Here is a 24,926-nt window from a genome sequence, read left to right on the forward strand (position 1 = left end):
CCGATTGGGCAGCTGCGGAAGCCTTGGTCTCTCGGGGCCAACGGCCATGTTGCGTTTTGACCGAGCATGCTCCAAAGATGCCGCGAATTTGTTCCGCGGCATCGTCCGCATTGCAGGGTCCGCAAATGTCCGGTTTCTCGACCGCGCGCCAGAAAATGGTCGATGGCCAGGTGCGCACCAATGACGTCACCGATCGTCGTGTTCTCGATGCCATGCTCACGGTTCCGCGCGAGGCCTTCGTGCCTGCCGCCCGGCAGGCGCTGGCCTATCTCGATCTCGACCTCGACGTGAGCGAAGGCGGCGCCAAGCGGTTCCTGATCAAGCCGGCGCTCACCGGCAAGCTGCTTCAGGCCGCTGAGATCGGCGAGGATGACTGCGTTCTGGTCGTCGGCTGCGCCACGGGGTACCTCGCCGCGCTGACCGCCAAGCTTGCGCGGCAGGTTGTTGCGACCGAGTGCGATTCGGCCTTGGCCACGAAAGCCAAGGACGCCTTCGCCGCCCTGGGGCTTGCCAATGTCACCTGCCGGGCGGCGGCGTGCCCCGAAGGGGAACCTTCTGCCGCTCCCTATGACGTCATCGTCCTCAACGGAGCGGCCGAGGTTATGCCGGAAGCCCTGCTCGGGCAGCTCAAGGAGGGGGGGCGCCTGGTGGGGGTGTCGGCCGAATCCAGGCCGCCGCGCGCCATGATCGTGACCCGTACCCACGGTGAATTCGGCCATCGGGCCCTGTTCGATGCCGCAGCCCCGGTCCTTCCCGGGCTGGAACGGGCCGCCGCCTTCGTGTTCTGACGGGCCAAAGCCCGCCAAAATCCCGTTCCGAATCAGAAGTGTGGCAGGGATGCTGCACGTGAAGAGTTTCCGCTGAGAACCACCTTCGGGTAGTTCCGTCGCGCTTGCCTCCGTCCTATGTTGCGGCGGGGCGATGACTCCTCGTAGACGGTAAACCCAGCTCGTGGGCACGGGGTGGGCGTTAGATGAACGGAATTTAAGGGATGCATGGGGTGAAGCTCTTCACCGGAGCTGCGGTTTCGGTCCTGCTGCTGGCGCTTGCCGGGCCGATGCCTGCCTTGGCGGAGACGATGGAAGGCGCGCTTGTGCGTGCCTATCAGGACAATCCGCAGCTCAACGCGCAGCGCGCCCAGGTGCGTGTGACCGACGAAAACGTGCCTCAGGCACTGTCCGGATATCGCCCGAGAGTTTCGCTGACTGCGAGCGCCGGCTATCAATATCAGGACATATTGAGCGCGCCGGGCACTGGACCAATCAACGGGACCACCGTCCCCCGCAGCTCCGCCCTTACCATTCAGCAGTCTCTGTACAACGGCAACCAAACCGCCAACCGGGTTCGGGGCGCAGAGCATCAGGTCTCCGGCGCGCGCGAGGGGCTGCGCAATCTCGAGCAAAGTGTTCTGTTCTTGGCGGCGCAGACGTACATGGATTATCTGCGCGATTCGGCGACGGTCGATGTCAACAAGAGCAACGTCCGCGTCCTCGAGCAGACGTTGAAGCAGACGCGCGACCGCTTCAACGTCGGCGAAGTCACTCGCACTGACGTGGCGCAATCGGAAGCGCAATTGGCTGCAGGGCGAACGCTGGAGCAGCAGTCCGAGGCCACGCTGACGGCGACGCGCGCGACCTATCGCCGTGTGATCGGCAACGACCCTGTCAACCTTGCGCCCGGCTCCCCGGTGGATCGTTTGCTGCCGCCGTCGTTGGCAAGAGCGGTCGAGCTTGCGCTTATCGAGAACCCGGCAGTCACCGCAGCGATGTTCGGCATCGATGTCGCTTATATGAACGTGAAGATCAATGAAGGCGCATTGCTGCCGACGGTCACATTGCAGGCGACCGCCCAGCAGGCAAACGAACAAACCTTGATTCAAAACAGGGCGTTCAGCGCCTCCGCTGTCGCGCAAGCTTCGTGGCAGCTCTATGCGGGCGGCTCCGAATATTCCCTGATCCGACAGTCCAAGGAGTCGCTGGCCCAGCAGCGTCTCACGCTTGATCAGACTCGTGACCAGGCTCGCGCTGACACCGCATCTGCCTGGGGCCTGCTCCAGGCATCCAAAGCGCAGGTGACGTCCGCACAAGCCCAGGTGACAGCATCCGAAATCGCGCTGAACGGTGTGCGCGAGGAGGCAAAGGCCGGGCAGCGCACCACGCTCGACGTTCTCAATGCGCAGCAGGCGCTGGTCAACGCCCGCATCAATCTCGTGAACGCACAGCATGATCGCGTTGTGAATTCCTACAGGGTCCTCAATACCATCGGCCGCCTGTCGCCGCAGGTGCTTGGTCTGCGGACCACGACCTACGACCCCAGCGTTCACTATCATCAGGTACGCGACAGCTGGGCCGGCGTGCGTACGCCCGACGGGCGCTGATCCCTCCTAAAGCGCGATGCGATCAGGATGAATCGCCATCGCGCTTTAGTTTTTGTTCAAGCATGATCTTTTCGGAATACCTCTCCGGATCATGCGTAGTGATTCGGTCGACATCGCCGATAGCCGAGGTCGACCGGTGCTTTGCTTGCAATCGTCAAAATCCCTGACATAGCCTTGCCAGAATGATGCGGGTCGATTCGGCCCCGCGTTGATGTCGTGTGCGTAATGCTTGAGTGCCGGGGGCAGGGGCGCACCGCTGCACGTTGAGCCGTGATCTGGGGACAAGTCGGGCTGCCGCGACGAAAATGAGGGGCCTCCCGTCCGGAACCGGCCAATCCTGTCGTGCTTGGTGGTAAAACGACGCATGCGAGGGCGTTGATGATGTGGAGTCGGAGATGACGCAGCCTGCAAAGGTCACAGAACCCTCGATGGAGGAGATTCTGGCCTCGATCCGGCGCATCATTGCCGACGATGAGGCAAAGCCCCCGCCGGCTGAGGCCGCCAAGCCCGAGAAGGCCGCAGCGCCCGCGACGCCGCCGAAGCCGCAGGCAATGAACGACATTCCGCCATCCAAGGTCGCGCCCGCAAAACCTGCTGCCGAGAAGCCGGCGCCGCCAGTTGCGAAGCCGGCTCCGCCGCCGCCACCCGCGCCCGCGGCGGACGCCACCAATAACCAGGACGATATCGACGCGCTGCTGGCGGGGCTCGACGCGGCCACACCTGCGCCCGAGGTCCGCGCTCCCGAGCCGGAGCCAGAACCAGAACCCGACGTGCTCGAATTGACGGACGAGATGGCGGTGGATCCGACACCGCCTCCGCCGCCGCCCAGCTTCCGCAAGGTCGAGCCGCGCGACGATCTCGAATTCGCCGAATCGCCCCCGCCGCGGCCTACGCCGCCGCCGTCCTACGCGCCGGTGGACTTTGACGCCCCGCCGCTGCCGCCGCAGCAGCCGATCCTCGCGCAATCGACGGTCTCCGCGGTCGAATCCGCCTTCAACTCCCTGGCCCATACGGTGCTCAGCAGCAATGCACGGACGCTGGAGGATTTGGTCAAGGAGATGCTGCGGCCGATGCTGAAGTCCTGGCTCGACGACAACCTTCCGGGTCTCGTTGAACGCATCGTGAAGGCCGAAATCGAGCGAGTCTCGCGCGGCGGCCGCTGAGAAGGGCCGTGCGGCCCCTATATAGCCCCGCTCGTACGCCATATTGGGCTTGTCGACCGGGCCGGAAGGCCCGTGCGCTGACCTTTTCGTTGACTTGGCCCCCTCGCGCGGCTTTCTAGCAGCCCCATGATCGAGAAAAATTACCAGCCCGCCGATATCGAAGCCCGCATGTCCGTCGTGTGGGAGGACGGCCTTGCCTTCAAGGCTGGTCGCCCCGACCGCCGTGATGCCGTGCCCTTCACCATCGTGATCCCGCCGCCGAACGTGACGGGCTCGCTGCACATGGGTCACGCCCTCAACAATACGCTGCAGGACATCCTGTGCCGGTTCGAGCGCATGCGCGGCCGCGACGTGCTGTGGCAGCCCGGCACCGACCATGCCGGTATCGCCACCCAGATGGTGGTCGAGCGGCAGCTGATGGAGCGTCAGCAGCCCGGCCGCCGCGAGATGGGCCGCGCGAAGTTTCTCGAGCGGGTCTGGCAATGGAAGGCCGAGAGCGGCGACACCATTATCAACCAGCTCAAGCGGCTCGGCGCGTCCTGCGACTGGTCGCGCGAGCGCTTCACCATGGACGAGGGCCTGTCGAAAGCCGTCGTCAAGGTGTTCGTCGAGCTGCACCGCGAGGGACTGATCTACAAGGACAAGCGGCTGGTGAACTGGGACACCAAGCTCTTGACCGCGATTTCCGATCTCGAAGTGCAGCAGGTCGAAGTCAAGGGCCACCTCTGGTACCTACGCTATCCGATCGAGGGCAAGAATTTCAGCCCCGAGGATCCCTCGAGCTTCATCGTCGTCGCCACCACGCGTCCCGAGACCATGCTCGGCGATACCGGCGTTGCCGTGCATCCCGAGGATGAGCGCTATCAGAAGCTGATCGGCAAGAACGTCATCCTGCCGCTGGTCGGCCGCAAGATTGCGATCGTCGCCGACGAGTACTCCGATCCGGAGAAGGGCTCGGGCGCGGTGAAGGTGACGCCGGCGCACGACTTCAACGATTTCGAAGTCGGCAATCGCCACGGCCTGCGCCGGATCAGCGTGCTCGACAGGGAAGGTTGCCTCGATCTCCTCGACAACGAGGATTATCTGCGCGACCTGCCTGAAGGCGCCGCGCAGTTCGCCGAGGAGTTCCACAAGGTTGACCGCTTCGTCGCGCGCAAGCGCATCGTCGAACGGCTGGAATCGTTCGGCTTCGTCGAGCGGATCGAGCCGCACACCCACATGGTGCCGCATGGTGACCGCTCGAACAGCGTGATCGAGCCGTACCTGACAGATCAGTGGTATGTCGACGCCAAGACGCTGGCCAAGCCCGCGATCGCGGCGGTGCGTTCGGGCGAAACGACCTTCGTGCCGAAGAACTGGGAAAAGACCTATTTCGAGTGGATGGAGAACATCCAGCCCTGGTGCATCTCGCGCCAGCTCTGGTGGGGCCACCAGATCCCGGCCTGGTACGGACCTGACGGCAAGGTGTTCGTGGCCGAGACCGAGGAGGAGGCTGTCAGTCATGCGCTCGGCTATTACGTCGAGCAGGAAGTCATCACGGTCGAGCAGGGGCGCGAGATGGCGCTCGACCGCAACAAGCGCGAAGGCTTCATCACCCGCGACGAGGACGTGCTCGACACCTGGTTCTCCTCGGCGCTGTGGCCGTTCTCGACGCTCGGCTGGCCCGACGATACACCCGAGGTGCAGCGCTACTATCCGACCAACGCGCTGGTGACCGGATTCGACATCATCTTCTTCTGGGTCGCCCGCATGATGATGATGGGCCTGCACTTCATGAAGGAAGTGCCGTTCTCGACCATCTACATCCACGCCCTCGTCCGCGACGAGAAGGGCGCCAAGATGTCGAAGTCGAAGGGCAACGTCATCGACCCCCTGAACCTGATCGACGAATACGGCGCCGACGCGCTGCGTTTCACGCTGGCGGCGATGGCGGCGCAGGGTCGCGACATCAAGCTCGCCACCAGCCGCGTCGAGGGCTATCGCAATTTCGCGACAAAGCTCTGGAACGCGTGTCGCTTCGCCGAGATGAACCATTGCGCCGTGTCTGAAGGGTTCGAGCCGGCGAACGCGAAGGAGACACTGAACCGCTGGATCGCGCATGAGACCGCGCACACCACGCGTGAGGTGACCGAGGCGATCGAAGCCTATCGCTTCAACGACGCTGCGGGCAGCATCTATCGCTTCGTCTGGAACGTCTATTGCGACTGGTATGTCGAGCTTGCAAAGCCCGTGCTGCTTGGTCCTGACAGTCCCGCCAAGGACGAGACCCGCGCCATGGTCGCCTGGGCGCGCGACGAGATCCTGAAGCTGCTGCACCCCTTCATGCCCTTCATCACCGAGGAGCTGTGGGAGGTGACGGCGAAGCGCGAGGGCCTGCTCGCATTGGCGCCGTGGCCGCTGAAGCCGTCCGAGCCGACGCCGGAGCAGCTCGCGATGCTCGCGGCGACGACGGGACCGACCGATGCGCTCGTTTCGCCGGCCTGGGTGCTGCCGTTCTTTGATCATGCCGACTTCACCGATCCCGCGGCCGAGGCCGAGATTGGCTGGGTGATCGACCTCGTCACCCAGATCCGCTCCGTGCGCGCCGAGATGAACATCCCGCCGGCGACACTGACGGCGCTGGTGCTCGCCGGCGCCTCGGCCGAGACCCGGGAGCGCGCGCCGCGCTGGACCGATGTCATCAAGCGCATGGCCCGGCTGTCCGACATCTCCTTCGCCGATCGCGCGCCTGATGGCGCGGTCCAGCTGCTGGTGCGTGGCGAAGTGGCTGCGCTGCCGCTGAAGGGCGTGATCGACGTTGCTGCCGAGCGCACGCGCCTCGACAAGGAGATCGGCAAGGCCGACGCCGACATCAAGCGCGCCGAGTCCAAGCTGGCGAACGAGAAGTTCGTCGCCAACGCGGCCGAGGAGGTCGTTGAGGAGGAGCGCGAAAAGCGCGAGGCCGCGCTGGCCCGCAAGGCCAAGCTGCTCGAGGCGCTGGAGCGCCTGAAGCAGGCGTCGTGAGCTCGCCGTCATTCCGGAGCGATGCGCAGCATCGAATCCGGAATCTCGAGATTCTCAGGTGCGCAATTGCGCACCGGAGTTCGGCTCTGCGAGCCGCCCCGGAATGACAATCATTTGGGAAGCGGCTTGCTGAGGAACTTTGAGTCCCTGATGCCATAGCGCCAGGGCAACTCGACAGCCTTGGTGATGCCGATCCGGATGCCCGTTGCGACCTCCACATCCTCCGTCCGCGCATGCAGTGCGATTGGCGGACGGTCCAGCGGCAGCGCGTTGTGCGCGATGGTGATGCCGAGCGCTTCGGTCAGCTTGCCCGGGCCTGAGCACAGCGCATGCGCATCCTGGAGATGCCGGCGCCGGCGCATCGCAGCCAAGCCGTGCGTCGGCTCCAGTGCGCGGATCAGCACGGCGCTGGCCGAGCCTTCCGCCTCGCACACGAAGTTCACGCACCAGTGGATGCCGTAGGAGCGATAGACATAGGCAAAGCCGGGTGGGCCGAACATCACTTGGTTCCGTGGCGTCGGCCCGCGATAGGAGTGCGCCGCCGGGTCGGTATGATGATAGGCCTCGACCTCGACGATGATCCCGCCGACACCGTTGACCAGCATGGTCGCGCCGATCAGGTCGGGTGCGACCTCGTGGACGCTGCGGCCGAAAAAGGTCCGCTTCAGCTGCTTGCCGAGCCGCGGTGTGGATGCCTTCGAGATTGGAGCCATTCGAGGTGAGAATCGCCTGAGAACAGAGCAGGATATTGCCCATATCTGCCATGTTCCCTGAAGCGGCGCGAGCCGGGTTGCGGCAGGCAGCCAGACCGATTAGGTAGGACCTGAACAGACCGGACACCCCATGGTCGTTATTGTCGATACCATCTCGAACCCGCTGCGCCCGCGCCACCCCGAAAAGGTGAACCGGCCTGATTCCGCTTCGCCGCCCAAGCCGGATTGGATCCGCGTGCGCGCGCCGAATACCCGCGGCTATGCCGACACCCGCAACATCGTGCGGGCGAACGGCCTGCACACGGTATGCGAGGAGGCGGGCTGCCCGAACATCGGCGAGTGCTGGGACAAGAAGCACGCGACCTTCATGATCATGGGTGACACCTGCACCCGCGCCTGTGCCTTCTGCAACGTCAAGACCGGCCTGCCGAATGCGCTGGATGCGGCCGAGCCGCAGAACGTCGCCGAGGCGGTCGCCAAGCTCGGCCTCGCTCATGTCGTCATCACCTCCGTCGACCGCGACGACCTCGCCGACGGCGGCGCGCAACATTTCGCAGGGACGATCGGCGCGATTCGGGCCGCGTGCCCCTCGACCACGATCGAGATCCTGACGCCGGACTTCCTGCGCAAGGAGGGGGCACTCGAGGTCGTCGTTGCGGCGAAGCCCGACGTGTTCAACCACAATCTCGAGACGGTGCCGTCGCGCTACCTCACGGTGCGGCCCGGCGCGCGCTACTTCCACTCGATCCGGCTGTTGCAGCGGGTCAAGGAACTCGATCCCGCCATCTTCACCAAGTCCGGCATCATGGTTGGCCTCGGCGAGGAGCGCCACGAGGTACTCCAGGTGATGGACGATCTGCGTTCGGCCGAGGTCGACTTCCTGACCATCGGGCAATATCTCCAGCCGACCCGCAAGCACCATGCCGTGATGCGGTACGTGCCGCCGGACGAGTTTTCGTCTTACGAGAAGGTCGCCTACACCAAGGGATTCCTGATGGTGTCGGCGAGCCCGCTGACCCGCTCGTCGCATCATGCCGGCGAGGACTTTGCGAGACTGAAGGCCGCGCGGGCAGCTAACGCCCACTGAACCGATATGCCCCGTTTTTCCAGCAAGCGCCGTGTCAATCACAGCGCATCCGAGATGTTCGATCTGGTCGCCGACGTCGAGCGCTATCCGGAATTCGTGCCGCTGTGCAGCGCGCTGAAGGTTCGTCAGCGCTTGGCAAAGCCCGACGGCACCGAGGTGCTGGTTGCCGACATGACGGTATCGTTCAAGCTGATCAAGGAATCCTTCACCAGCCGGGTGACGCTCGACCGCGCCAATCTGAAGATCCTGGTCGAATATCTGCAGGGTCCTTTCAGCAACCTCGAAAACCGCTGGGCGTTCGAGCCCAAGGGCGAGGGCGTCTGCGACGTCGGGTTCTTTCTCGCCTACGAGTTCAGGAGCCGCATGCTGGCGATGCTGATGGGCTCGATGTTCGACGCCGCCTTCGCGCGCTTCTCGACCGCGTTCGAAAAGCGCGCAGACGCGATCTACGGCCGGCCGAAGCTGGCATCGACGTAGGTTATCGTAACTCTCGTGTCCCGGACGCGGCGCAGCGCCATAGCGCGTCGAAGACGCGCGTAAACGGCTTACGGCGCTGCTCCGCAGAGCCGGGACCCCATGGCCCCTCACTCGATAAATGGGCCCCGGCTGTGCAGCGCACCGCTAAAGGAGCGCTGCGCTGCGTCCGGGGCACGAGATCCTCGCCTCAATCCACCGCTTTCACCACATCCGGCGGCTGCGAGGCGTAGTATGCCGCGGCCTGATCGATCTCCTGCGGCGTCATCGCGCGCGCGATGTTGCGCATCTGCTGGCTGATGTCGTTGCGCCGTTCGCCGGAGGCGAAGGCCTGGAGCTGCGCCTTCATGTAGGCCTCGGACTGCCCCTCCAGCCACGGGCTGCCGATCTTGTTGTCGAGGCTGCCATGGCAGGAACCGCAGGGCGCGATTCCGCGCATCGGCGCGCCATAGATGACGATGTTGGGTTTCGGCAGCTGCGGCGTCGGGTGGTAGGCCGGGAGCCGCGGCAGATAGGCGTAGTACATCGAGAGATCGGCGATCTCCTGGTCGGTCAGGTTGACCGCAAATGGCGACATCACGGCATTGGTGCGTGCGCCGGAGCGGAAATCGTGCAGCTCCTTGTAGATCACCGCCGCATACTGACCCGCGAGGTTCGGCGAGTCCGCGCGGCTGATGCCGGTCGGGCCGTGACAGATGGCGCAGCGTTGCGCCAGCGTGGCGCCGCGGCCGATGGCCTCCTGGTTCGGGCGCGCCAGTGTGGAGGAGGTGAGCACGACCTCGGACAGGCGCCTGGTCTGCTCCGGCGCCGCCACGGTCGCCGCCCGCTGCGGCAGTCCGGCGGCGCTGCAGATCGCATCCCAGACATTGGCGAACTGGACCCAGGGCTGGGCGAAAGGCAGCACGATGAAGCCGCCGATCGCAGTCACGATCAGGATCGCGGCGGTGATGCCGACGGCTGCCGTGAAATGCCTGTTGCGGAAGGTGAAGAGGTCGCGCGCGATCATCACTGCGCTCCCACATAGACGGCCGGCACCGAGGTGCCCTCGTTCAGCGCCAGCGTCAGGATCGGGTAGCCGTAATTGGTGAGGGTGAGCGCGATCATCAGCCCCACCCACAGCGCGTGCGTGTTGAGCGCGACCGGTACGGTCGCCGGCTGGTGCACGGCCAGCGCAAAGCGATACGGGCCGGCGTCAGTCTGCGGTGCGCGCATGCCGCGCGCCAGGATGACCAGGAAGAGGATGCCCGAGGCCAGCAGGATGAAGCCGCCGATCGCCGAAAGGGTGACGGAGAGCGCCTGCGGCGCGATCCCGGGATCGCCGAAGTCGAAATAGGCCATGCGGCGCGGCATGCCCAAAATGCCGACCCAGTGCCACGGGAACGTGGTGACCATCATGCCGACGAACCATAGCCAGAGCTGGGTGCGGATCAGCCGGAGATCGATCAGCTCGCGGCCGGTCAGATGCGGCCACAGATCATAGGCGATCGCGAAATACATGATGACGATGGCGCCGCCGAAGATCAGGTGGAAATGGCCGGTGATCCACTGTGTGTTGTGGATGGACGCATCGAGCTGATAGCTCATGTTGATGAGGCCCCCGGCGCCGCCAAAACCGAGCATGACGAAGGAGAAGGCGAGCGCGAGCATCATCGGATTGTCCCAGGGCAGGGCCCTGATCCAGCCGAACAGGCCGCGCCCGCCGCGCAGGCGCGCAGCGATCTCGACGGAGGCGCAGATGGTGAACACCGTCAGGAATGTCGGCAACGTCACCAGCGCCGTGAAGGCCGAATGGATGAACTTGAAGCCGGCGCCGACTTGCGGGTCGGCAAAGGTGTGGTGCATGCCGATCGGCATCGCCACCACCAGGAACAGGATGAAGGAGATCCGCGCCATGGTGTCGGAATAGACGCGGCCGCCGATCGCGCGCGGCACGATGGTGTAATAAGCGATGTAGGTCGGCATCAGCCAGAAATAGACGATGGCGTGCAGAGTCCAGGAGAAGAACACGCGGGCGAGGCCGGCATCGATCGTGCTCTTCAGCCCCGCCGCGACGGGAATGATCTGCAATAACAGCTCGAGCGCGGCACCGACCGCGGTCCAGGCCCACAAATACGAGCCGGCGACATTGGCGAACATCGCCAGCGGCACCGGCGCGCCGGGATGGGCCTTGCGCCAGACGCGCAGGTTGATCGACATCAGCGCGACCCAGAACCAGGAGCCGACCACGACCAGCACGACGCCGAGATAGTAGAAGACGTTGCCGATCAGCGGCGGATAGAAGGTGTAGAGCACCGAGGCGCGGCCCAGCGCGATCGGGATCACCGCCATGATGCTGCCGGCAACGATCAGCCAGAATCCGGCCCAGGCCCAGCGCACGCCGACAAGACGCTGCTCCAGCGCGGACTCGCTGATGGCGTAGCCAAAACCCATCGCGACCAGGGTCGGGAAGACGTAGCCCATCACTGTGCCGTGCGCGGTCAGCGAGCGGTAATAGAGCTCGGGGTTGGAGAGCCAGGTGCCGATCGGGCTGCGGATGAACATCTGCCAAGCGCCGAGCGCGAGCGCGATGCCGAACACGGCAAAGGCCAGCCAGAAATGGGCGAGGATGAGCTTCCTATTGACCAACACAGCTCAGCCTCCCGCCACCCTTCGCACGATCGGCGAATTCGGTCTTGTCGATCACCTTGACCTTGCCCCACATGCCCTCGTGGCCGAAACTGCAAAATTCCTGGCAGGGCATCAGATAGTCCCCGGTCCTCGCAAAGCGCATGGGCTGCTCGGAAATGTAACCCGGCACGAGCATCGTGTTGACGTTGGTGCCCTGGATCAGGATGCCGTGCACGACATCGGCGCTGGTGGCGCGGAGCGTGATCGGCGTGTCCGCGGGCACAAGGATGCAGGCTGGCGTGAAGGAATATTGCTGGCCGATCGCACGCACGGTCACACTGCCATTGGTTTCCAGCACGCTGCCGAGGTTGCTTTCGACGAATTCGCCGGAGAGATGCAGCCGCGATGGATCGGTGGTCTCGACGCGCGGCTGCGGCATGGTCGCGCGGTGGATGCCGGCAAATGCGGCGAGCAGCGCCATGCCGACGATGATGATCACGGAAATGGTCGCCCAGCGCCGCTCGACGCGGGCCGCGACCTCGGCGCTGCCGCGATGGGATTCCTCTGCGCTCATTGCAGCGAGCCACGTGGCAGGAAGACGAACAGATAGAACGCGAGCCACATCGCGACCACGCAGGCCGTGGCGATGCCCGCGAGCACGATTGCGCCGGACGGGCCTTGCGCGACGACCTCCTCGACCGCCTGGTCGGCGGCGGCTGGGCTGGTCGGCGGATCGGAATTGATCATGACGGGTCCCTGGCGTCTCTCAGTTCAGCGGTGCGGACCGCAGCTCGTTGGCCTCGCGCGCCGAGACCGGCGTGCCGCGATTGCCCCAGGCGGTGCGGATGTAGGAAACGACGGCGGCGATCTCGTTGTCGGACAGAAGCCCCGCGAAAGGCGGCATGCCGTAGGGCATCGGATTGCCCTTGGTGCCCGGCGGATAGCCGCCATTGAGCACCATGCGGATCGGATTGACTGCCGATTGCATTTCGATCGACTGGTTGTTGGCGAGCGGCGGCCAGTGCGGCGGCTTGCCTTCGCCCTGCGTGCCATGACAGCTCGCGCAGTGCTTGTCGTAAACGGTCTTGCCGAGGCTGATCAGCAGGCTGCTCTCGGTCGTCGGCAGCGTCGTTCTCGCCGGCGCTGGAGGCGAGGGCTCCGCAATGCTCTTGAGGTATACCGCCATCGCCCTGGTGTCTTCGTCGTTCAGATATTGCAGGCTGTTGTGCACGACCTCGGCCATCGGGCCGTAGACGACGCCGCGCATGGAAACGCCGGTTTGCAGCAGGTCCGTGATGTCCTTGATGCTCCAGTCACCGAGCCCCGCCTCGCGATTTGACGTGAGCGATGGCGCGTACCAGTTCTGCATGGGGATCAGGCCGCCCTTGAAGGCTTCCGATTGCGAGGTGCCGCCGAGCGCGTTGATGGGCGAATGGCACATGCCGCAATGGCCGAGGCCCTCGACAAGGTAGGCGCCGCGATTCCATTCCGCGGATTTGGTCGGGTCAGGTTTGAATTCGCCCTCTGTGAAATACAGCGTGCGCCAGCCGAGGATCAGCTGGCGGTTGGAATAGGGGAAGCGGAGGTCGTGCTCACGATTCCGCTGGCTCACGGGCGGGATCGACCTCAGATAGGCGAAGATCGCGTCAGTATCGGCTCTGGTGACCTTGGTGTAGGATGCGAACGGCATTGCCGGATACATCAATCCGCCGTCCGGAAAGCGGCCAGAGTGCATCGCCTTGTAGAAGTCTTCGGCAGTCCATTTGCCGATCCCGGTGTCGCGATCCGGCGTGATGTTGGAGGAGTACAGGGTGCCGAAAGGCGTCGGCATGGCGCGTCCGCCGGCGAAGGTGTGCCCCTCGGGCGCCGTGTGGCAGGCAATGCAGTCGCCGGCCCGCGCCAGATATTCGCCGCGCGCGACGAGGCTGTCGCCATCATGGCCGGACTTCGGCTGTGCCTCGGCGGAGGGACCGGCGAGGAGCAACAGCCATACGGCAAGGATTCGTGAACATGATCGCAATTCCGTCTCCTCAATCCGGTTCACTGCCGCAGGCGAACGGCAGCACGTACGTGCCTTTCGGCGCCGGCGCGATGTTCACCGGCGCTGGGCGGCTCGCGAGCCATGCGGCGACCGCCGTCACGTCTTCCTCGGTGAGCCGGGCGGCAACCTGCTGCATGCAGTCCGGCGCTTTTGCGGTGCGCGTGCCATAACGCCACGCGCCCAACTGCGCGCTGATATAATTCGGGCGCAGTCCGAGCAGGCCCGGAATTCCCGGCTCCATTCCTGTCAAGGTCGGGCCATGGCAGCTTCCGCACGCCGGAATCTGGCGCTGCGGATCGCCACGCGACACCAGAGACTGGCCGTGCTGCAGCACCTCCTTGCTTGCATCGCTTGCTGTGACGGGCGGCAGAGGCGGATGTTGATCCGCAAAATAGTCCGCCATCTGCTGCAGGTATGGATCGGGGAGGAATTCCAGCAAATAGTTCATCGGCGGATATTTTCGCCGGCCATTCTTGAAGGCAAGAAGCTGGTTGTAGAGATAGCCGGCCGGCTTGCCGGCAAGCCGCGGGAAATAGACGTCGCTGGTGCCTTCGCCTTGATTGCCATGACAGGGCGTGCAGGCTTCGACCCGCGCCGCCATCGTGTCCGGCGGCTGGTTGACCGTTTGTGCGGCCGCACCATCAAAAGCGGCCAAGTTGGCAATGGCGATGGCCAGAGCAATGGTGCGAGCGAACACTCTCGTCACCCTCCAAAGAACAGGACCGGTTGATTCCGGATCACAGAGTAGCGGAGCATTATTGCGCCAATATGCTCCCGCGCAAGGTCGGGCACGCGTGATGACGTTTGGTCGCGGCCTTCGCATGTGCGATCCCGATCGTATTCGACAAAACTTACGTGCTTTTTGAAAATCTGACACAACCCTGCGCTCTCGCGGCAGTTCCTGCCCGAGCTTTGCTGCATCTTGACACCCTCGTCAGTCAGAGGGTGCAGGGAAGACCAGGTGCCGGCCGGGCACCCACGGTCCACTGTGCGAAGGTTGCGCTACGAGAAGCTGCACAGCGGCATACAGGTGAAGCCAAACATCCGGCCTTCCCTGCGCAGTGGTTTGACGGCTTATGCCGAGTTCTCCCCGGGGAGCGATGCACTATTGCCCCCGTCGCCTTGCGGATGACTGATGCGCGCGCCCGGTTGGGCCGCCACATCACCGCAAGACTTGGCGCACAGACCCCGGGCGCCAGGACGACACGGTTTTGCCGTACGCAGATCGCACCGGTCGTGTGCGCGAAGACCTGTCGCTCACGGTCGCCCGCCCTGCGAAGGCCTCTCGCGCCGATGTGACTAGCGTCCACCGCATCTCACCCCGCGTGTCGTGACGATCGCGATACGCCCCTCTGACCGGGATGAGGTGACGGACGGATACGCCAAAGCCGAATTTCGGTAAAGCGGAATATTTTCGCGGGCGCGGATTGACCTGCCGGCTGGGTGTCTTGCCCGACAGGCAGCACAAGGGCTGGTAGGGACGGGCTGTCACGCGCAAGCCTTGGGGGCACGATCAAGCAGCCAGACTTCGTGCGGGCCAAGGTGACCCGTGGGGTCCGTGCCAAAACGCAGAGCAGCGGCGGAACACCCCTTGCCCGCGAGCGGTACACCTGTAAGGGATGTATTTACTAAGGTATTCAACTAGAATATGAGTCGGGCGCGGGGCTTGCGGAGCTGGACGGGACAGATGGCGCGCTGGAAGCAATCGTGGAGCGAGGAAGACCTCAACCGACTCAGGGAGCTCGCAGGCACCAAGCCGATTACGACCATCGCGAGAGAGCTCGGACGGACCACGGGGACGGTGCTCGCGAAGGCGATCGAGCAAAAGCTCCCCGTCATGTGTCGTGTCGAGCGAGCGGCGCAATAACGGGATTCGCGATGAACCTGGAATTCCAGCCGGTCAGTACCCCGTTTTCACGTCGCTCGCACCCATGCGATGCCGCGGCAGGTGCTTGACGATTGGCTAGCCCCGAAGGGGATCATTTTCCGCGACAGCGAGTTCTCAACCGATTGCCTTGGTTGGAGCCGCCATGACCGTCAATTTCGACACGCTGAAAGCCTCGCTCGTTCTCTATGGGCTGAACGCGATCTACGCGATCCTGCTGCTCGCCATCGGCTGGTACCTGTCCGGCACGATGCAGCGTTTCGTCACGCGCGTCCTGAGCGTCACGCATCGCGTCGATCCGCTGGTGACGTTGTTCGTGGGTAGCCTTGCGCGCTATGGCGTGCTCGCGGTGGTCGGCATCGCCGTGCTGCAGCTCTTCGGCATCCAGACCGCGAGCCTCGTCGCCGTGCTGGGCGCCACATCTCTCGCCATTGGTCTGGCGTTGCAGGGTACGCTCTCCAATCTCGCTGCCGGCGTGATGCTGCTGTTGTTCCGGCCCTTTCGCATCGGCGACGACGTCGAGGTCGCCGGCAAGGCGGGGAAGGTGAGGTCGCTGTCGCTGTTCATGACCGAACTCGTCGCGGCCGACAACACGCAGATCCTGCTGCCGAACGGACAGGTGTGGGGTGCAGCGATCGTCAACCACAGCGCCTATCCCGGCACGGGCGAGGTCAAGGTGGCGTTTCCGGTTCCGGCCGGCGCCGCTTCGGCGCTGGCCGATCGGATCCTGACAGAGCTGCGCAATGACTCCCGCATGGACGATCAGGCAGCGCCTGCCGTCAACATCTCCAGGGTGGTCGATGTCGCCAATCCGGCGTCGCCGATCGTGGAGTTGACGGTCAGCGCGAAGGCCAAGCCATCACAGGCGGCCGCGGTCAGGCAGTGCGTGCTCGATCACGCCAGCGCGCTGCTCGCGGCGGCGTAGCGTTTCGGCGGCGCAGGTCTCTCAGCCTCGCGGCGAACGCGGAGGCCTTCGCTTCACCGCATGCCGGCGCGGCGAGCGGGTCACCCGCGGGCGCAGGCGGCTTGCGGCGGCACGTTGCGGCTTGGCCGCGACTTGCGGACCGCGGGCGAGCTCCATCAGCATGCGCAGCGCCTCGACCACGGAGCGGGCGCGCACGGCGCTGCGGCCGATCGCGCCAAAACGCTGCTCCCGATGGATGATGCGGCCGTCGCGCGCGGCGGCGGCGAAGTGCACGAGACCGACCGGCTTGCCGGGCGTGGCGCCGCCGGGGCCGGCAATGCCGGTGATGGCGACGGCGAGATCGACATCGGCACGCTCCAGCGCGCCGATCGCCATTGCGGTTGCGGTCTCCTTGCTGACCGCGCCGAAATTCGTCAGCGTGCTCGCTTCGACCCCCAACATCGCGCGCTTGGCGTCATTGGAATAGGTGACGAAGCCGCGGTCGATCACGTCGGAGGAACCGGGGATGTCGGTCAGCGCGCCGGCGACGAGGCCGCCGGTGCAGGATTCCGCGGTCGCGATCGTCAGCTTGCGCATCCGGCACAGATCGAGCAGCGAGCGGGAGAGGGCGCGTGCGTCGCTGCCGCCCATGGCTTAGATGCTCCAAGTCTTTTCGCTAAACGGCAGGCGGATGGTGGCGCTCGCGGTGGCGGCGATGCCTTCCTCACGGCCGGTGAAGCCGAGTCGCTCGCTGGTCGTCGCCTTCACCGCGACGCGGGAGATGTCGACGCCGGAGATCTCGGCGATGCGCGCGCGCATGCTGTCGCGCAAGGGGCCGATCTTCGGCCGCTCGCAGATCAGCGTCACCTCGAGATTGGCGACGCGGCCGCCGCGCTGGGCGACGCGCTCGATGGCGTATTTCAGGAACTGGTCGGAGGAGGCACCCTTCCATTTCGCATCGCTCGGCGGGAAGTGCGAGCCGATGTCGCCGTCGGCCAGTGCCCCGAGGATGGCATCCACCAGGGCATGCAGGCCGACATCGCCGTCGGAATGGGCGAGGAACCCCCTGGTGTGCGGCACGCGCACGCCGCAGATCATGACATGGTCGCCTTCGCCGAAGGCGTGGACGTCGTAGCCGGTGCCGGTCCTGATGTCGCCGAGCAGGGCAGCCAGGCGCGCTTCCTCGCGCACGAAATCCTCGGGAGTGGTGAGCTTCATATTGGCAACATCGCCCTCAAAGGTTGCGACCGTCAATCCCGCCCATTCGGCAATCGCGGCATCGTCGGTGAAATCAGAGCGCCCGTCCTTCGCCGCGCGACGATGCGCCTCGAGGATGACGTCGAAACGAAAGGATTGCGGCGTCTGCGCGATTCTGAGGCGCGCCCGGTCCGGCGTGTCCTCGACATTGCCGCCGTCACCGGTGACCTTGATGGTGTCGGTGACGGGCACGACGGGGATCGCGGCGCCAGTGCGGCCCGCAGCTTCGATCGCACGCGAGATCACGCCTGCCGAGACGAAGGGGCGGGCGGCGTCGTGGATCAGCACGATGTCCGGCTTGTGCTTCGCCAGCGCTTCGAGACCGGCGAGCACCGAAGCCTGCCGGGTGGCGCCGCCATTGGTCGGCGGCTCGTGCTTGAGCCCTGCGACCGCCGCGATGAACATGGCGCTGTCGTCGGGGTTCACCACCGGCTGCACCGCCGATACCTCCGGGTGGCGGCTGAATGCCTCCATGGCGCGAGAGATCACCGGCACACCGCCGATCTCGCGATATTGCTTGGGCCCGCCGGCGCCTGCACGCAGTCCACGCCCGGCTGCGACGAGAACGACTGCGGTGCGCTGTGATTTCGCCATAGGACTCAAATACTCAGTTGCTCGTCAAGGAGTCGGGGAGTGGTAATTGCCGGCATGCCTCTAGCACGGCAGGCCCGCAAAAAAAGGGGGTTTCCCCGGATTGTGGGAAACAGCATTTTGCTGCACTGCACTTGCAAGATTTGCAGACTTGTCTAAACTGTAGGCATGACGCTTGACTGCACAAGAATTGTGCGCAAGATAGATCATGGCAGGCGCGATGAGGCCCTGCACAGTCAACGAGACCCCTGTGACCGGCTCGGCAGTATCAGGCTCTAAGCCGTTGAAAATAGGCGATATTGACATCGCCACCCCGGTCCTCCTGGCACCGATGTCGGGTGTGACTGACTCGCCCGTCCGCCGGCTGGCCGCCGAGCTTGGAGCGGGTCTCGTCGTGTCCGAAATGACCGCGAGCGATGAGCTCGCCAATGGCCACCGGATGTCCCGGTTGCGCTGCGAAGCCACCGGCATCGGCCCGCATGTGGTCCAACTCGCCGGCTGCGAGACGCACTGGATGGCCGAAGGCGCCCGGATCGCCGAAGCCGAAGGTGCCGATATCATCGACATCAACATGGGCTGTCCGGCCCGCCACGTCACCGGCGGCCAGTCCGGCTCGGCCTTGATGCGCGACCTCGACCATGCCCTGAGCCTGATCGATGCGACGATCGCGGCGGTGAAGGTGCCGGTGACGCTGAAGATGCGGCTCGGCTGGGACGACCGCACGCGCAACGCGCCGGAACTGGCGCGGCGCGCGGAGGCCGCAGGCATCAGGCTCGTCACCGTCCATGGCCGCACCCGCTGCCAGTTCTACAAGGGCGAGGCCGATTGGGATGCGATCCGCGCCGTGCGCGAGGCCATCTCGATCCCGCTCGTCGTCAATGGCGACATCACGTCCTACGAGAGGGCGCTCGCAGCGTTGGACGCCTCGGGCGCCGATGCCGTGATGATCGGCCGTGGCGCGCAGGGCCAGCCCTGGCTGCCCGGTCAGATCGGCCGCCGCCTGCGGGGTGGGGCTGAGGAAGCGACGCCTTCGCTCGAAACGCAGCTGCAATATGTCCGCACGCTCTATGATGGCGTCTGCGCGCTCTATGGTCTGCGCATCGGACTGAGGCATGCCCGCAAGCATCTGAGCTGGGCACTCGACGTCGCAGCGCAGGCGAGCCGTGCCCCGGCGGAGAAGCTGAAATCCTGGCGCCAGAAGATCCTGGTCTCGGAGGATCCGCGCCTCGTTCACAAGTCACTGCAAGATGCCTTCGACGACTTCGCATGGAGCGCTGCTGCATGAGCTCAGCCGCTGAACATCGTCGGCCGCTTCAGTCCGACAGCGACGCAATCCTGGACGCCTTGCCTAACCCCGTGCTCATGATCGGGCCGGACGGCAAGATCGTCGCCGCCAATATCGCGACCGAGGCCTTCTTCGAGATCTCGACGCAGTTCCTGAAGCGGCAGTCGTTGAAGGAACTGGTGCCGTTCGGCAGCCCGTTGCTGGCCCTGATCGACCAGGTGCGCTCGTCGAATTCGCCGGTCAACGAATACAAGGTCGATCTCGGCACGCCGCGCATGGGCGGCGACCGCCAGGTCGATCTGCACGTGGCCCCGCTCACCGAGCGGCCCGGCCACATCGTGGTGATGCTCCAGGAGCGCACCATCGCCGACAAGATGGACCGCCAGCTCACCCATCGCAGCGCCGCACGCTCGGTGATCGCGCTCGCCGCCATGCTGGCGCACGAGATCAAGAACCCGCTGTCCGGCATCCGCGGTGCCGCGCAGCTCCTGGAACAGCAGGCCTCGTCCGAGGACCGCATGCTGACGCGGCTAATCTGCGACGAGGCCGACCGCATCGTGACGCTGGTCGACCGCATGGAGGTGTTCGGCGACGAGCGCCCCGTGGTGCGCGGCCCCGTCAACATCCATTCGGTGCTCGACCATGTGAAACGGCTGGCGCAGTCGGGCTTTGCCCGCAACATCCGCTTCATCGAGGACTACGATCCCTCGCTGCCGCCGGTGCTGGCGAACCAGGATCAGCTGATTCAGGTGTTCCTCAACCTCGTGAAGAACGCCGCAGAAGCCTTGATCGACGTTCCCGACGCCGAGATCCAGCTCACCACCGCCTTCCGTCCCGGCGTGCGCCTGTCAGTCCCCGGTCAAAAATCCAGGGTATCCCTGCCGCTGGAATTCTGCGTGAAGGACAACGGACCAGGCGTGCCGGATGATCTCCTGCCCAACCTGTTCGACCCGTTCGTGACCACCAAGCAGACCGGCTCGGGTCTCGGCCTGGCGCTGGTCGCCAAGATCGTCGGCGATCACGGGGGCATCATCGAATGCGAATCTCAGCCGCGCAAGACCACCTTCCGCGTGCTGATGCCGATGTATTCCACATCGGTGAAACATGCCGATCAAAGCAGTCGCGCCGACTCTGCCGGTAAGTCGTCGCCTGCGTCACAGGGGGCAAAATGAGGATCAACGATGCCCGCAGGTAGCATTCTCGTAGCCGATGACGATACCGCCATCCGCACCGTACTCAATCAGGCTCTGTCCCGCGCCGGTTACGAGGTGCGGCTGACCGGCAATGCCGCAACGCTCTGGCGCTGGGTCAGCCAGGGCGAGGGCGACCTCGTCATCACCGACGTGGTGATGCCGGACGAAAACGCCTTCGACCTGCTGCCGCGGATCAAGAAGATGCGGCCGAATCTGCCCGTCATCGTCATGAGCGCGCAGAACACGTTCATGACGGCGATCCGCGCTTCCGAGCGCGGGGCCTACGAATATCTGCCCAAGCCCTTCGACCTCAAGGAGCTGATCGCCATCGTCGGTCGCGCGCTCGCCGAGCCGAAGGAGCGGACCTCGACGCCGGACGAAGATGCCGAGATGGAGGCGATCCCGCTGGTCGGCCGCTCGCCGGCGATGCAGGAAATCTACCGCGTGCTCGCGCGCCTGATGCAGACCGACCTCACCGTGATGATCACGGGCGAGTCCGGCACCGGCAAGGAATTGGTGGCGCGGGCGCTGCACGATTACGGCAAGCGCCGCAACGGCCCGTTCGTCGCGGTCAACATGGCTGCGATTCCGCGCGATCTCATCGAGTCCGAATTGTTCGGGCACGAGCGCGGTGCCTTCACCGGCGCGAACACCCGCGCCTCCGGCCGGTTCGAGCAGGCCGAGGGCGGCACGCTGTTCCTGGATGAGATCGGCGACATGCCGATGGAGGCGCAGACCCGCCTGCTGCGCGTGTTGCAGCAGGGCGAATATACGACGGTCGGCGGCCGCACGCCGATCAAGACCGACGTGCGCATTGTCGCGGCCTCCAACAAGGATCTGCGTGTCCTGATCCAGCAGGGCCTGTTCCGCGAAGATCTGTTCTTCCGCCTCAATGTCGTGCCGTTGCGGCTGCCGCCCTTGCGTGAGCGCATCGAGGATCTGCCGGATCTGGTGCGTCACTTCTTTACGCTGGCCGAGAAGGACGGGCTGCCGCCGAAGAAGCTCGACTCGCTGGCGCTGGAGCGGCTGAAGCAGCACCGCTGGCCCGGCAACGTGCGCGAGTTGGAAAATCTCGCCCGGCGCCTTGCCGCCCTCTATCCGCAGGACGTGATCACGGCCTCCGTCATTGACGGCGAGCTTGCGCCGCCCTCGGTCAGTCCGGGCGCCGCGGTCCAGCAGGGTGTCGACAATCTCGGCGGCGCGGTTGAGGCGTATCTGTCCTCGCACTTCCAGGGCTTTCCGAACGGCGTGCCGCCGCCCGGCCTCTATCACCGCATCCTCAAGGAGATCGAGGTGCCGCTGCTCACGGCCGCGCTGGCCGCCACCCGGGGCAACCAGATCCGCGCCGCCGACCTGCTCGGCCTCAACCGCAACACGCTGCGGAAGAAGATCCGGGATCTCGACATCCAGGTCTATCGGAGCGGAGGCTAACCTCTCGAAGCTGGCGGTGGCTCAGCTCCCCCCTACCAAGGTGGAGCTGAGCCTGTCCGGATCGCGCTGGCCGTGATGGCTAACGCGGTGAGCAGAAGTCGGAACGGGGCAGAAATGTTCCGCGGTCACACAAGAATGGGACCTTCCGCCACCGGCGGCGGCGAACACATTCACCTGATGATTGTGGGCGGCAGGATGCGCGCGACGTCCGCCGTCGGCTCCTGCAGGCCGGGGCCGTTGACCAGCAGATCGGCGGCGACGATCAGCAGCAGAACGGCAGAAACCATTATCGCGAGAAAGAACCTATCCATCTCGGACAAGCCGCAGCCGCGGGAATCCGTTCCGGCAGGTTAGTCTGCCAAGACCATCTGTGGATTTCACCGCTCCGCCCCGGGCGTCGCGCCGCGGAATTGTCGCAATTCGGCAACAATGTGGTACGAATACATCAGTATCCGCCCATCGCGGACGCGTTTTCATCATCACCATTGCCGGAATGACCAGCGCAGACACCTCGGCCGCACACTTTGACACGGCCCCAGCGGAAGAGCCCCGGCGTTGGTCGGTGCGGCGCTGGCTGGCACCCTTTGCCGTGGCGCTGGCGCTGCTGTCGGCCCTCCTGACCTTCCTGGTCCTGACCGGCCTTGCCAGGATCGATCCGACGCCCGAGGTCGTCCGCTCGTTCTACCTGATCAACGCTGCGACGATCCTGCTCCTGGTCGGGATCATCGTCCGGGAACTCTGGCAGCTGATTCTGGCGCGGCGGCGGGGCAGGGCGGCGGCGCGCCTCCATGTCCAGATCGTCAGCCTGTTCTCGATCGTGGCGGTGCTGCCGGCGGTGCTGGTCTCCGTCGTTGCCAACGTCACCATCGAGCGCGGCCTCGACCGGTTGTTCTCCGGCCCGACCAGGGAGGTGATCCAGAACTCGCTGACGATCGCGCGGGCCTATATGCAGGACCATGCGCAGCTGATCCGCGGCGACATTCTCGGCATGGCCAACGATATCGCGCACGCAAGGCCGCTCTACGACCAGGATCGCCGCTCGTTCCGGGAGATGCTGACGGCGAGCGCCGCCTCGCGCAATTTGCCGGGCGCGATGATCATCGACAAGAACACCAATATCCTGGAATCCGCCGACACCGGCATGCGGCTGGCTTATTCGCCGCCCGCGCCGGACTTCCTCAGCAACGTCAGCGAGAACGAACCCGAGATCGCGGTCCTCCCGGACGCGAGCTTCGTCGCCGCGGTGATCCGCCTGCGCGCCTTCAACGACACCTTCCTCTACGTCGCCCGTCCGCTCGATCCGAACGTCGTCAATCAGCTCAAACAGACCGAAGTCAGTGTCGCCGAATACGCCCAGATCGAGTCGCGCCGCCTCGGCATCCAGGTCGCCTTCGCGCTGATGTTCGCGGTGATCGCGCTGACCATTCTGATGGCGTCGGTGCTGATCGGCCTCAACTTCGCCAACTCGCTGGTCTCGCCGATCCGACGGCTGATGAACGCGGCGCAAACGGTCTCGACCGGCGACCTCCATGTCCAGGTGCCCGTGCATCAGTCGGAAGGCGATCTCGCCCAGCTCGGCGAGACTTTCAACAAGATGACGCAGGAATTGCGCAGCCAGCGCGACGAGCTCGTCAACGCCAGCGACCTCATCGACAGCCGCCGCCGCTTCATCGAGGCCGTGCTGTCCTCGGCGAGCGCCGGCATCATCGGCGTCGATGCTTCCGGCAGCGTCGGCATCCTCAACCGCTCCGCCGAGAAGCTGATCGGGCACTCCGAAGCGGAGACGCTGGGCCATCCGCTCTCGGACGTTCTGCCTGAGCTCGACGAGATGATGAAGACGGCGCGGGAAGGGACCCAGCGCCTGGTGCAGGGCCAGATCACCATCACCCGCGACGGTGCCGAGCGCAATCTGTCGGTCCGCGTCAGCGCGGAAAAGAACCAGCCGCACGACAGCTACATCATCACGCTGGACGACATCACCGAGCTGGTCTCGGCCCAGCGGACCTCGGCCTGGGGCGACGTGGCGCGCCGCATCGCTCACGAGATCAAGAATCCGCTGACGCCGATCCAGCTCTCCGCCGAGCGCATCCGCCGCAAGTTCGGCAAGTCCATCACCGAGGACAAGGACAAGCAGATCTTCGACCAGTGCACCGACACCATCGTGCGCCAGGTCGACGACATCAGGCGCATGGTCGACGAGTTCTCGCGCTTTGCGCGGATGCCCAAACCTGTGATGGAAGGCGAGGACGTCGCCGACACCGTGCGGCAGGCGGTGTTCCTGATGAAGGTGGCCCATCCCGAAATCGATATCGAGGCCGAGTTCAAGGACGATCCGCTCCGCGCCCAGTTCGACCGTCGGCTGATCTCCCAGGCGGTCACCAACATCGTCAAGAACGCCACCGAGGCAATCGAGCAGGTTCCCCCCGAGGAGCTCGGCAGAGGCCGAATCGACGTCGTGGTGTCGCGCGAGGGCGACGACGTGCTGATCGACGTCATCGACAACGGTATCGGCCTGCCCAAGGTCGCGCGCTCGCGCCTGCTCGAGCCGTACGTCACCACGCGTGCCAAGGGTACGGGCCTGGGGCTGGCCATCGTCGGCCGCGTGCTGGAGGACCATGGCGGGCGGATCGAACTGAAGGACGCCTCCGACTTCCGCGAAGGCCAGCGTGGCGCCTGGATGCGGATGCGCTTTGCGATCTCGGGACAACCCGCGAAATCCGGGGGCGCCGAGCCAGCGCCCGCGACCAACCAAGCAACCAAGCCGGAAAACAAGGCAGCGGTCACGGAATCCGTCAAGAAATCCAGCAACGACCTGGAAACAAAAGAGCCGGCCGCCGGAACCAAAGAGCCGGCTGAAAAGACCAATGATTCAACGAAAATCGAAGCCTCAACAGGCAGCTGACAACACAGGCGCG

At 65.0% G+C, this 24,926-nt stretch carries 21 protein-coding genes; 12 read left to right on the plus strand and 9 right to left on the minus strand.

The features are described from left to right. Positions 1–125 precede the first annotated feature (125 nt). From FJV43_RS35490 to FJV43_RS35505, 4 genes are all read left to right on the plus strand, one after another. Positions 126–788 (plus strand): protein-L-isoaspartate O-methyltransferase, encoded by a 663-nt coding sequence (locus FJV43_RS35490; RefSeq protein ID WP_239623539.1) that lies wholly within the window; start codon positions 126–128, stop codon positions 786–788. Positions 789–991: 203 nt separating this feature from the next. Next, a complete protein-coding gene (locus FJV43_RS35495) occupies positions 992–2,377 on the plus strand; it encodes a TolC family outer membrane protein (protein WP_239623540.1) in 1,386 nt (461 codons plus the stop codon). Between the two features lie 395 nt (positions 2,378–2,772). After that, positions 2,773–3,540, plus strand: coding sequence for a DUF2497 domain-containing protein (locus tag FJV43_RS35500; RefSeq protein ID WP_239623541.1), 768 nt, complete (start codon positions 2,773–2,775; stop codon positions 3,538–3,540). Between the two features lie 126 nt (positions 3,541–3,666). Then, complete coding sequence (locus FJV43_RS35505) at positions 3,667–6,543, plus strand: valine--tRNA ligase (RefSeq protein ID WP_239623542.1); 2,877 nt, start codon at positions 3,667–3,669, stop codon at positions 6,541–6,543. 110 nt (positions 6,544–6,653) lie between these two features. On the opposite strand, the gene FJV43_RS35510 is transcribed toward FJV43_RS35505, so the two are convergent. Then, positions 6,654–7,256, minus strand: a complete 603-nt coding sequence (locus tag FJV43_RS35510; protein ID WP_239623543.1) for a DNA-3-methyladenine glycosylase — start codon at positions 7,254–7,256, stop codon at positions 6,654–6,656. Positions 7,257–7,386: 130 nt separating this feature from the next. Between FJV43_RS35510 and lipA the strand changes: the two genes are divergently transcribed. Then, complete coding sequence (gene lipA / locus FJV43_RS35515) at positions 7,387–8,343, plus strand: lipoyl synthase (RefSeq protein WP_239623544.1); 957 nt, start codon at positions 7,387–7,389, stop codon at positions 8,341–8,343. 6 nt (positions 8,344–8,349) lie between these two features. Beyond that, entirely contained in the window at positions 8,350–8,820 is a 471-nt protein-coding gene (locus tag FJV43_RS35520; RefSeq protein WP_239623545.1) for a type II toxin-antitoxin system RatA family toxin, read from the plus strand. 187 nt (positions 8,821–9,007) lie between these two features. Here FJV43_RS35520 and FJV43_RS35525 read toward each other — a convergent pair whose 3' ends face one another. The 6 genes from FJV43_RS35525 to FJV43_RS35550 are packed head-to-tail and all read right to left on the minus strand — an operon-like array spanning position 9,008 to position 14,162. Further along, positions 9,008–9,823 (minus strand): c-type cytochrome, encoded by an 816-nt coding sequence (locus FJV43_RS35525; protein ID WP_239623546.1) that lies wholly within the window; start codon positions 9,821–9,823, stop codon positions 9,008–9,010. After that, positions 9,823–11,445, minus strand: coding sequence for a b(o/a)3-type cytochrome-c oxidase subunit 1 (locus FJV43_RS35530; protein WP_239623547.1), 1,623 nt, complete (start codon positions 11,443–11,445; stop codon positions 9,823–9,825). The genes FJV43_RS35525 and FJV43_RS35530 overlap by 1 nt, the downstream gene beginning before the upstream one ends. Continuing rightward, a complete protein-coding gene (locus tag FJV43_RS35535; RefSeq protein WP_239623548.1) occupies positions 11,432–11,998 on the minus strand; it encodes a cytochrome C oxidase subunit II in 567 nt (188 codons plus the stop codon). Before FJV43_RS35535 ends, FJV43_RS35530 begins: the two co-directional genes overlap by 14 nt. Further along, positions 11,995–12,171: a hypothetical protein gene (locus FJV43_RS35540; RefSeq protein ID WP_027542758.1), complete on the minus strand. Its 177-nt coding sequence runs from the start codon at positions 12,169–12,171 to the stop codon at positions 11,995–11,997. The genes FJV43_RS35535 and FJV43_RS35540 overlap by 4 nt, the downstream gene beginning before the upstream one ends. A 19-nt stretch (positions 12,172–12,190) precedes the next feature. After that, positions 12,191–13,408, minus strand: a complete 1,218-nt coding sequence (locus FJV43_RS35545) for a cytochrome c (protein WP_239629758.1) — start codon at positions 13,406–13,408, stop codon at positions 12,191–12,193. A gap of 46 nt (positions 13,409–13,454) precedes the next feature. Beyond that, complete coding sequence (locus FJV43_RS35550) at positions 13,455–14,162, minus strand: c-type cytochrome (protein ID WP_239623549.1); 708 nt, start codon at positions 14,160–14,162, stop codon at positions 13,455–13,457. Between the two features lie 990 nt (positions 14,163–15,152). Between FJV43_RS35550 and FJV43_RS35555 the strand changes: the two genes are divergently transcribed. Next, entirely contained in the window at positions 15,153–15,332 is a 180-nt protein-coding gene (locus FJV43_RS35555; protein WP_061881839.1) for a hypothetical protein, read from the plus strand. 163 nt (positions 15,333–15,495) lie between these two features. Continuing rightward, on the plus strand, positions 15,496–16,275 hold the full coding sequence (locus FJV43_RS35560; protein WP_239623550.1) for a mechanosensitive ion channel domain-containing protein: 780 nt from the start codon (positions 15,496–15,498) through the stop codon (positions 16,273–16,275). Between the two features lie 21 nt (positions 16,276–16,296). Here FJV43_RS35560 and FJV43_RS35565 read toward each other — a convergent pair whose 3' ends face one another. Together FJV43_RS35565 and FJV43_RS35570 are read right to left on the minus strand one after the other, a co-directional pair. Further along, positions 16,297–16,905: a CinA family protein gene (locus FJV43_RS35565; RefSeq protein WP_194387418.1), complete on the minus strand. Its 609-nt coding sequence runs from the start codon at positions 16,903–16,905 to the stop codon at positions 16,297–16,299. Between the two features lie 3 nt (positions 16,906–16,908). Beyond that, positions 16,909–18,105, minus strand: a complete 1,197-nt coding sequence (locus FJV43_RS35570) for a bifunctional 2-C-methyl-D-erythritol 4-phosphate cytidylyltransferase/2-C-methyl-D-erythritol 2,4-cyclodiphosphate synthase (RefSeq protein WP_239623551.1) — start codon at positions 18,103–18,105, stop codon at positions 16,909–16,911. 280 nt (positions 18,106–18,385) lie between these two features. On the opposite strand from FJV43_RS35570, the gene dusB reads away from it, so the two are divergent. From dusB to FJV43_RS35590, 4 genes are all read left to right on the plus strand, one after another. Further along, on the plus strand, positions 18,386–19,387 hold the full coding sequence (dusB, locus tag FJV43_RS35575) for a tRNA dihydrouridine synthase DusB (protein ID WP_239629760.1): 1,002 nt from the start codon (positions 18,386–18,388) through the stop codon (positions 19,385–19,387). Then, positions 19,384–20,559 (plus strand): nitrogen regulation protein NR(II), encoded by a 1,176-nt coding sequence (locus tag FJV43_RS35580; RefSeq protein WP_035713228.1) that lies wholly within the window; start codon positions 19,384–19,386, stop codon positions 20,557–20,559. Before dusB ends, FJV43_RS35580 begins: the two co-directional genes overlap by 4 nt. Before the next feature lie 9 nt (positions 20,560–20,568). After that, positions 20,569–22,011: a nitrogen regulation protein NR(I) gene (gene ntrC, locus FJV43_RS35585; RefSeq protein WP_239623552.1), complete on the plus strand. Its 1,443-nt coding sequence runs from the start codon at positions 20,569–20,571 to the stop codon at positions 22,009–22,011. 493 nt (positions 22,012–22,504) lie between these two features. Then, on the plus strand, positions 22,505–24,913 hold the full coding sequence (locus FJV43_RS35590) for a PAS domain-containing sensor histidine kinase (RefSeq protein ID WP_239623553.1): 2,409 nt from the start codon (positions 22,505–22,507) through the stop codon (positions 24,911–24,913). The last annotated feature ends 13 nt before the right edge of the window (positions 24,914–24,926 follow it).

Source organism: Bradyrhizobium sp. I71 (assembly GCF_022354745.1).
GTDB lineage: Bacteria > Pseudomonadota > Alphaproteobacteria > Rhizobiales > Xanthobacteraceae > Bradyrhizobium > Bradyrhizobium liaoningense.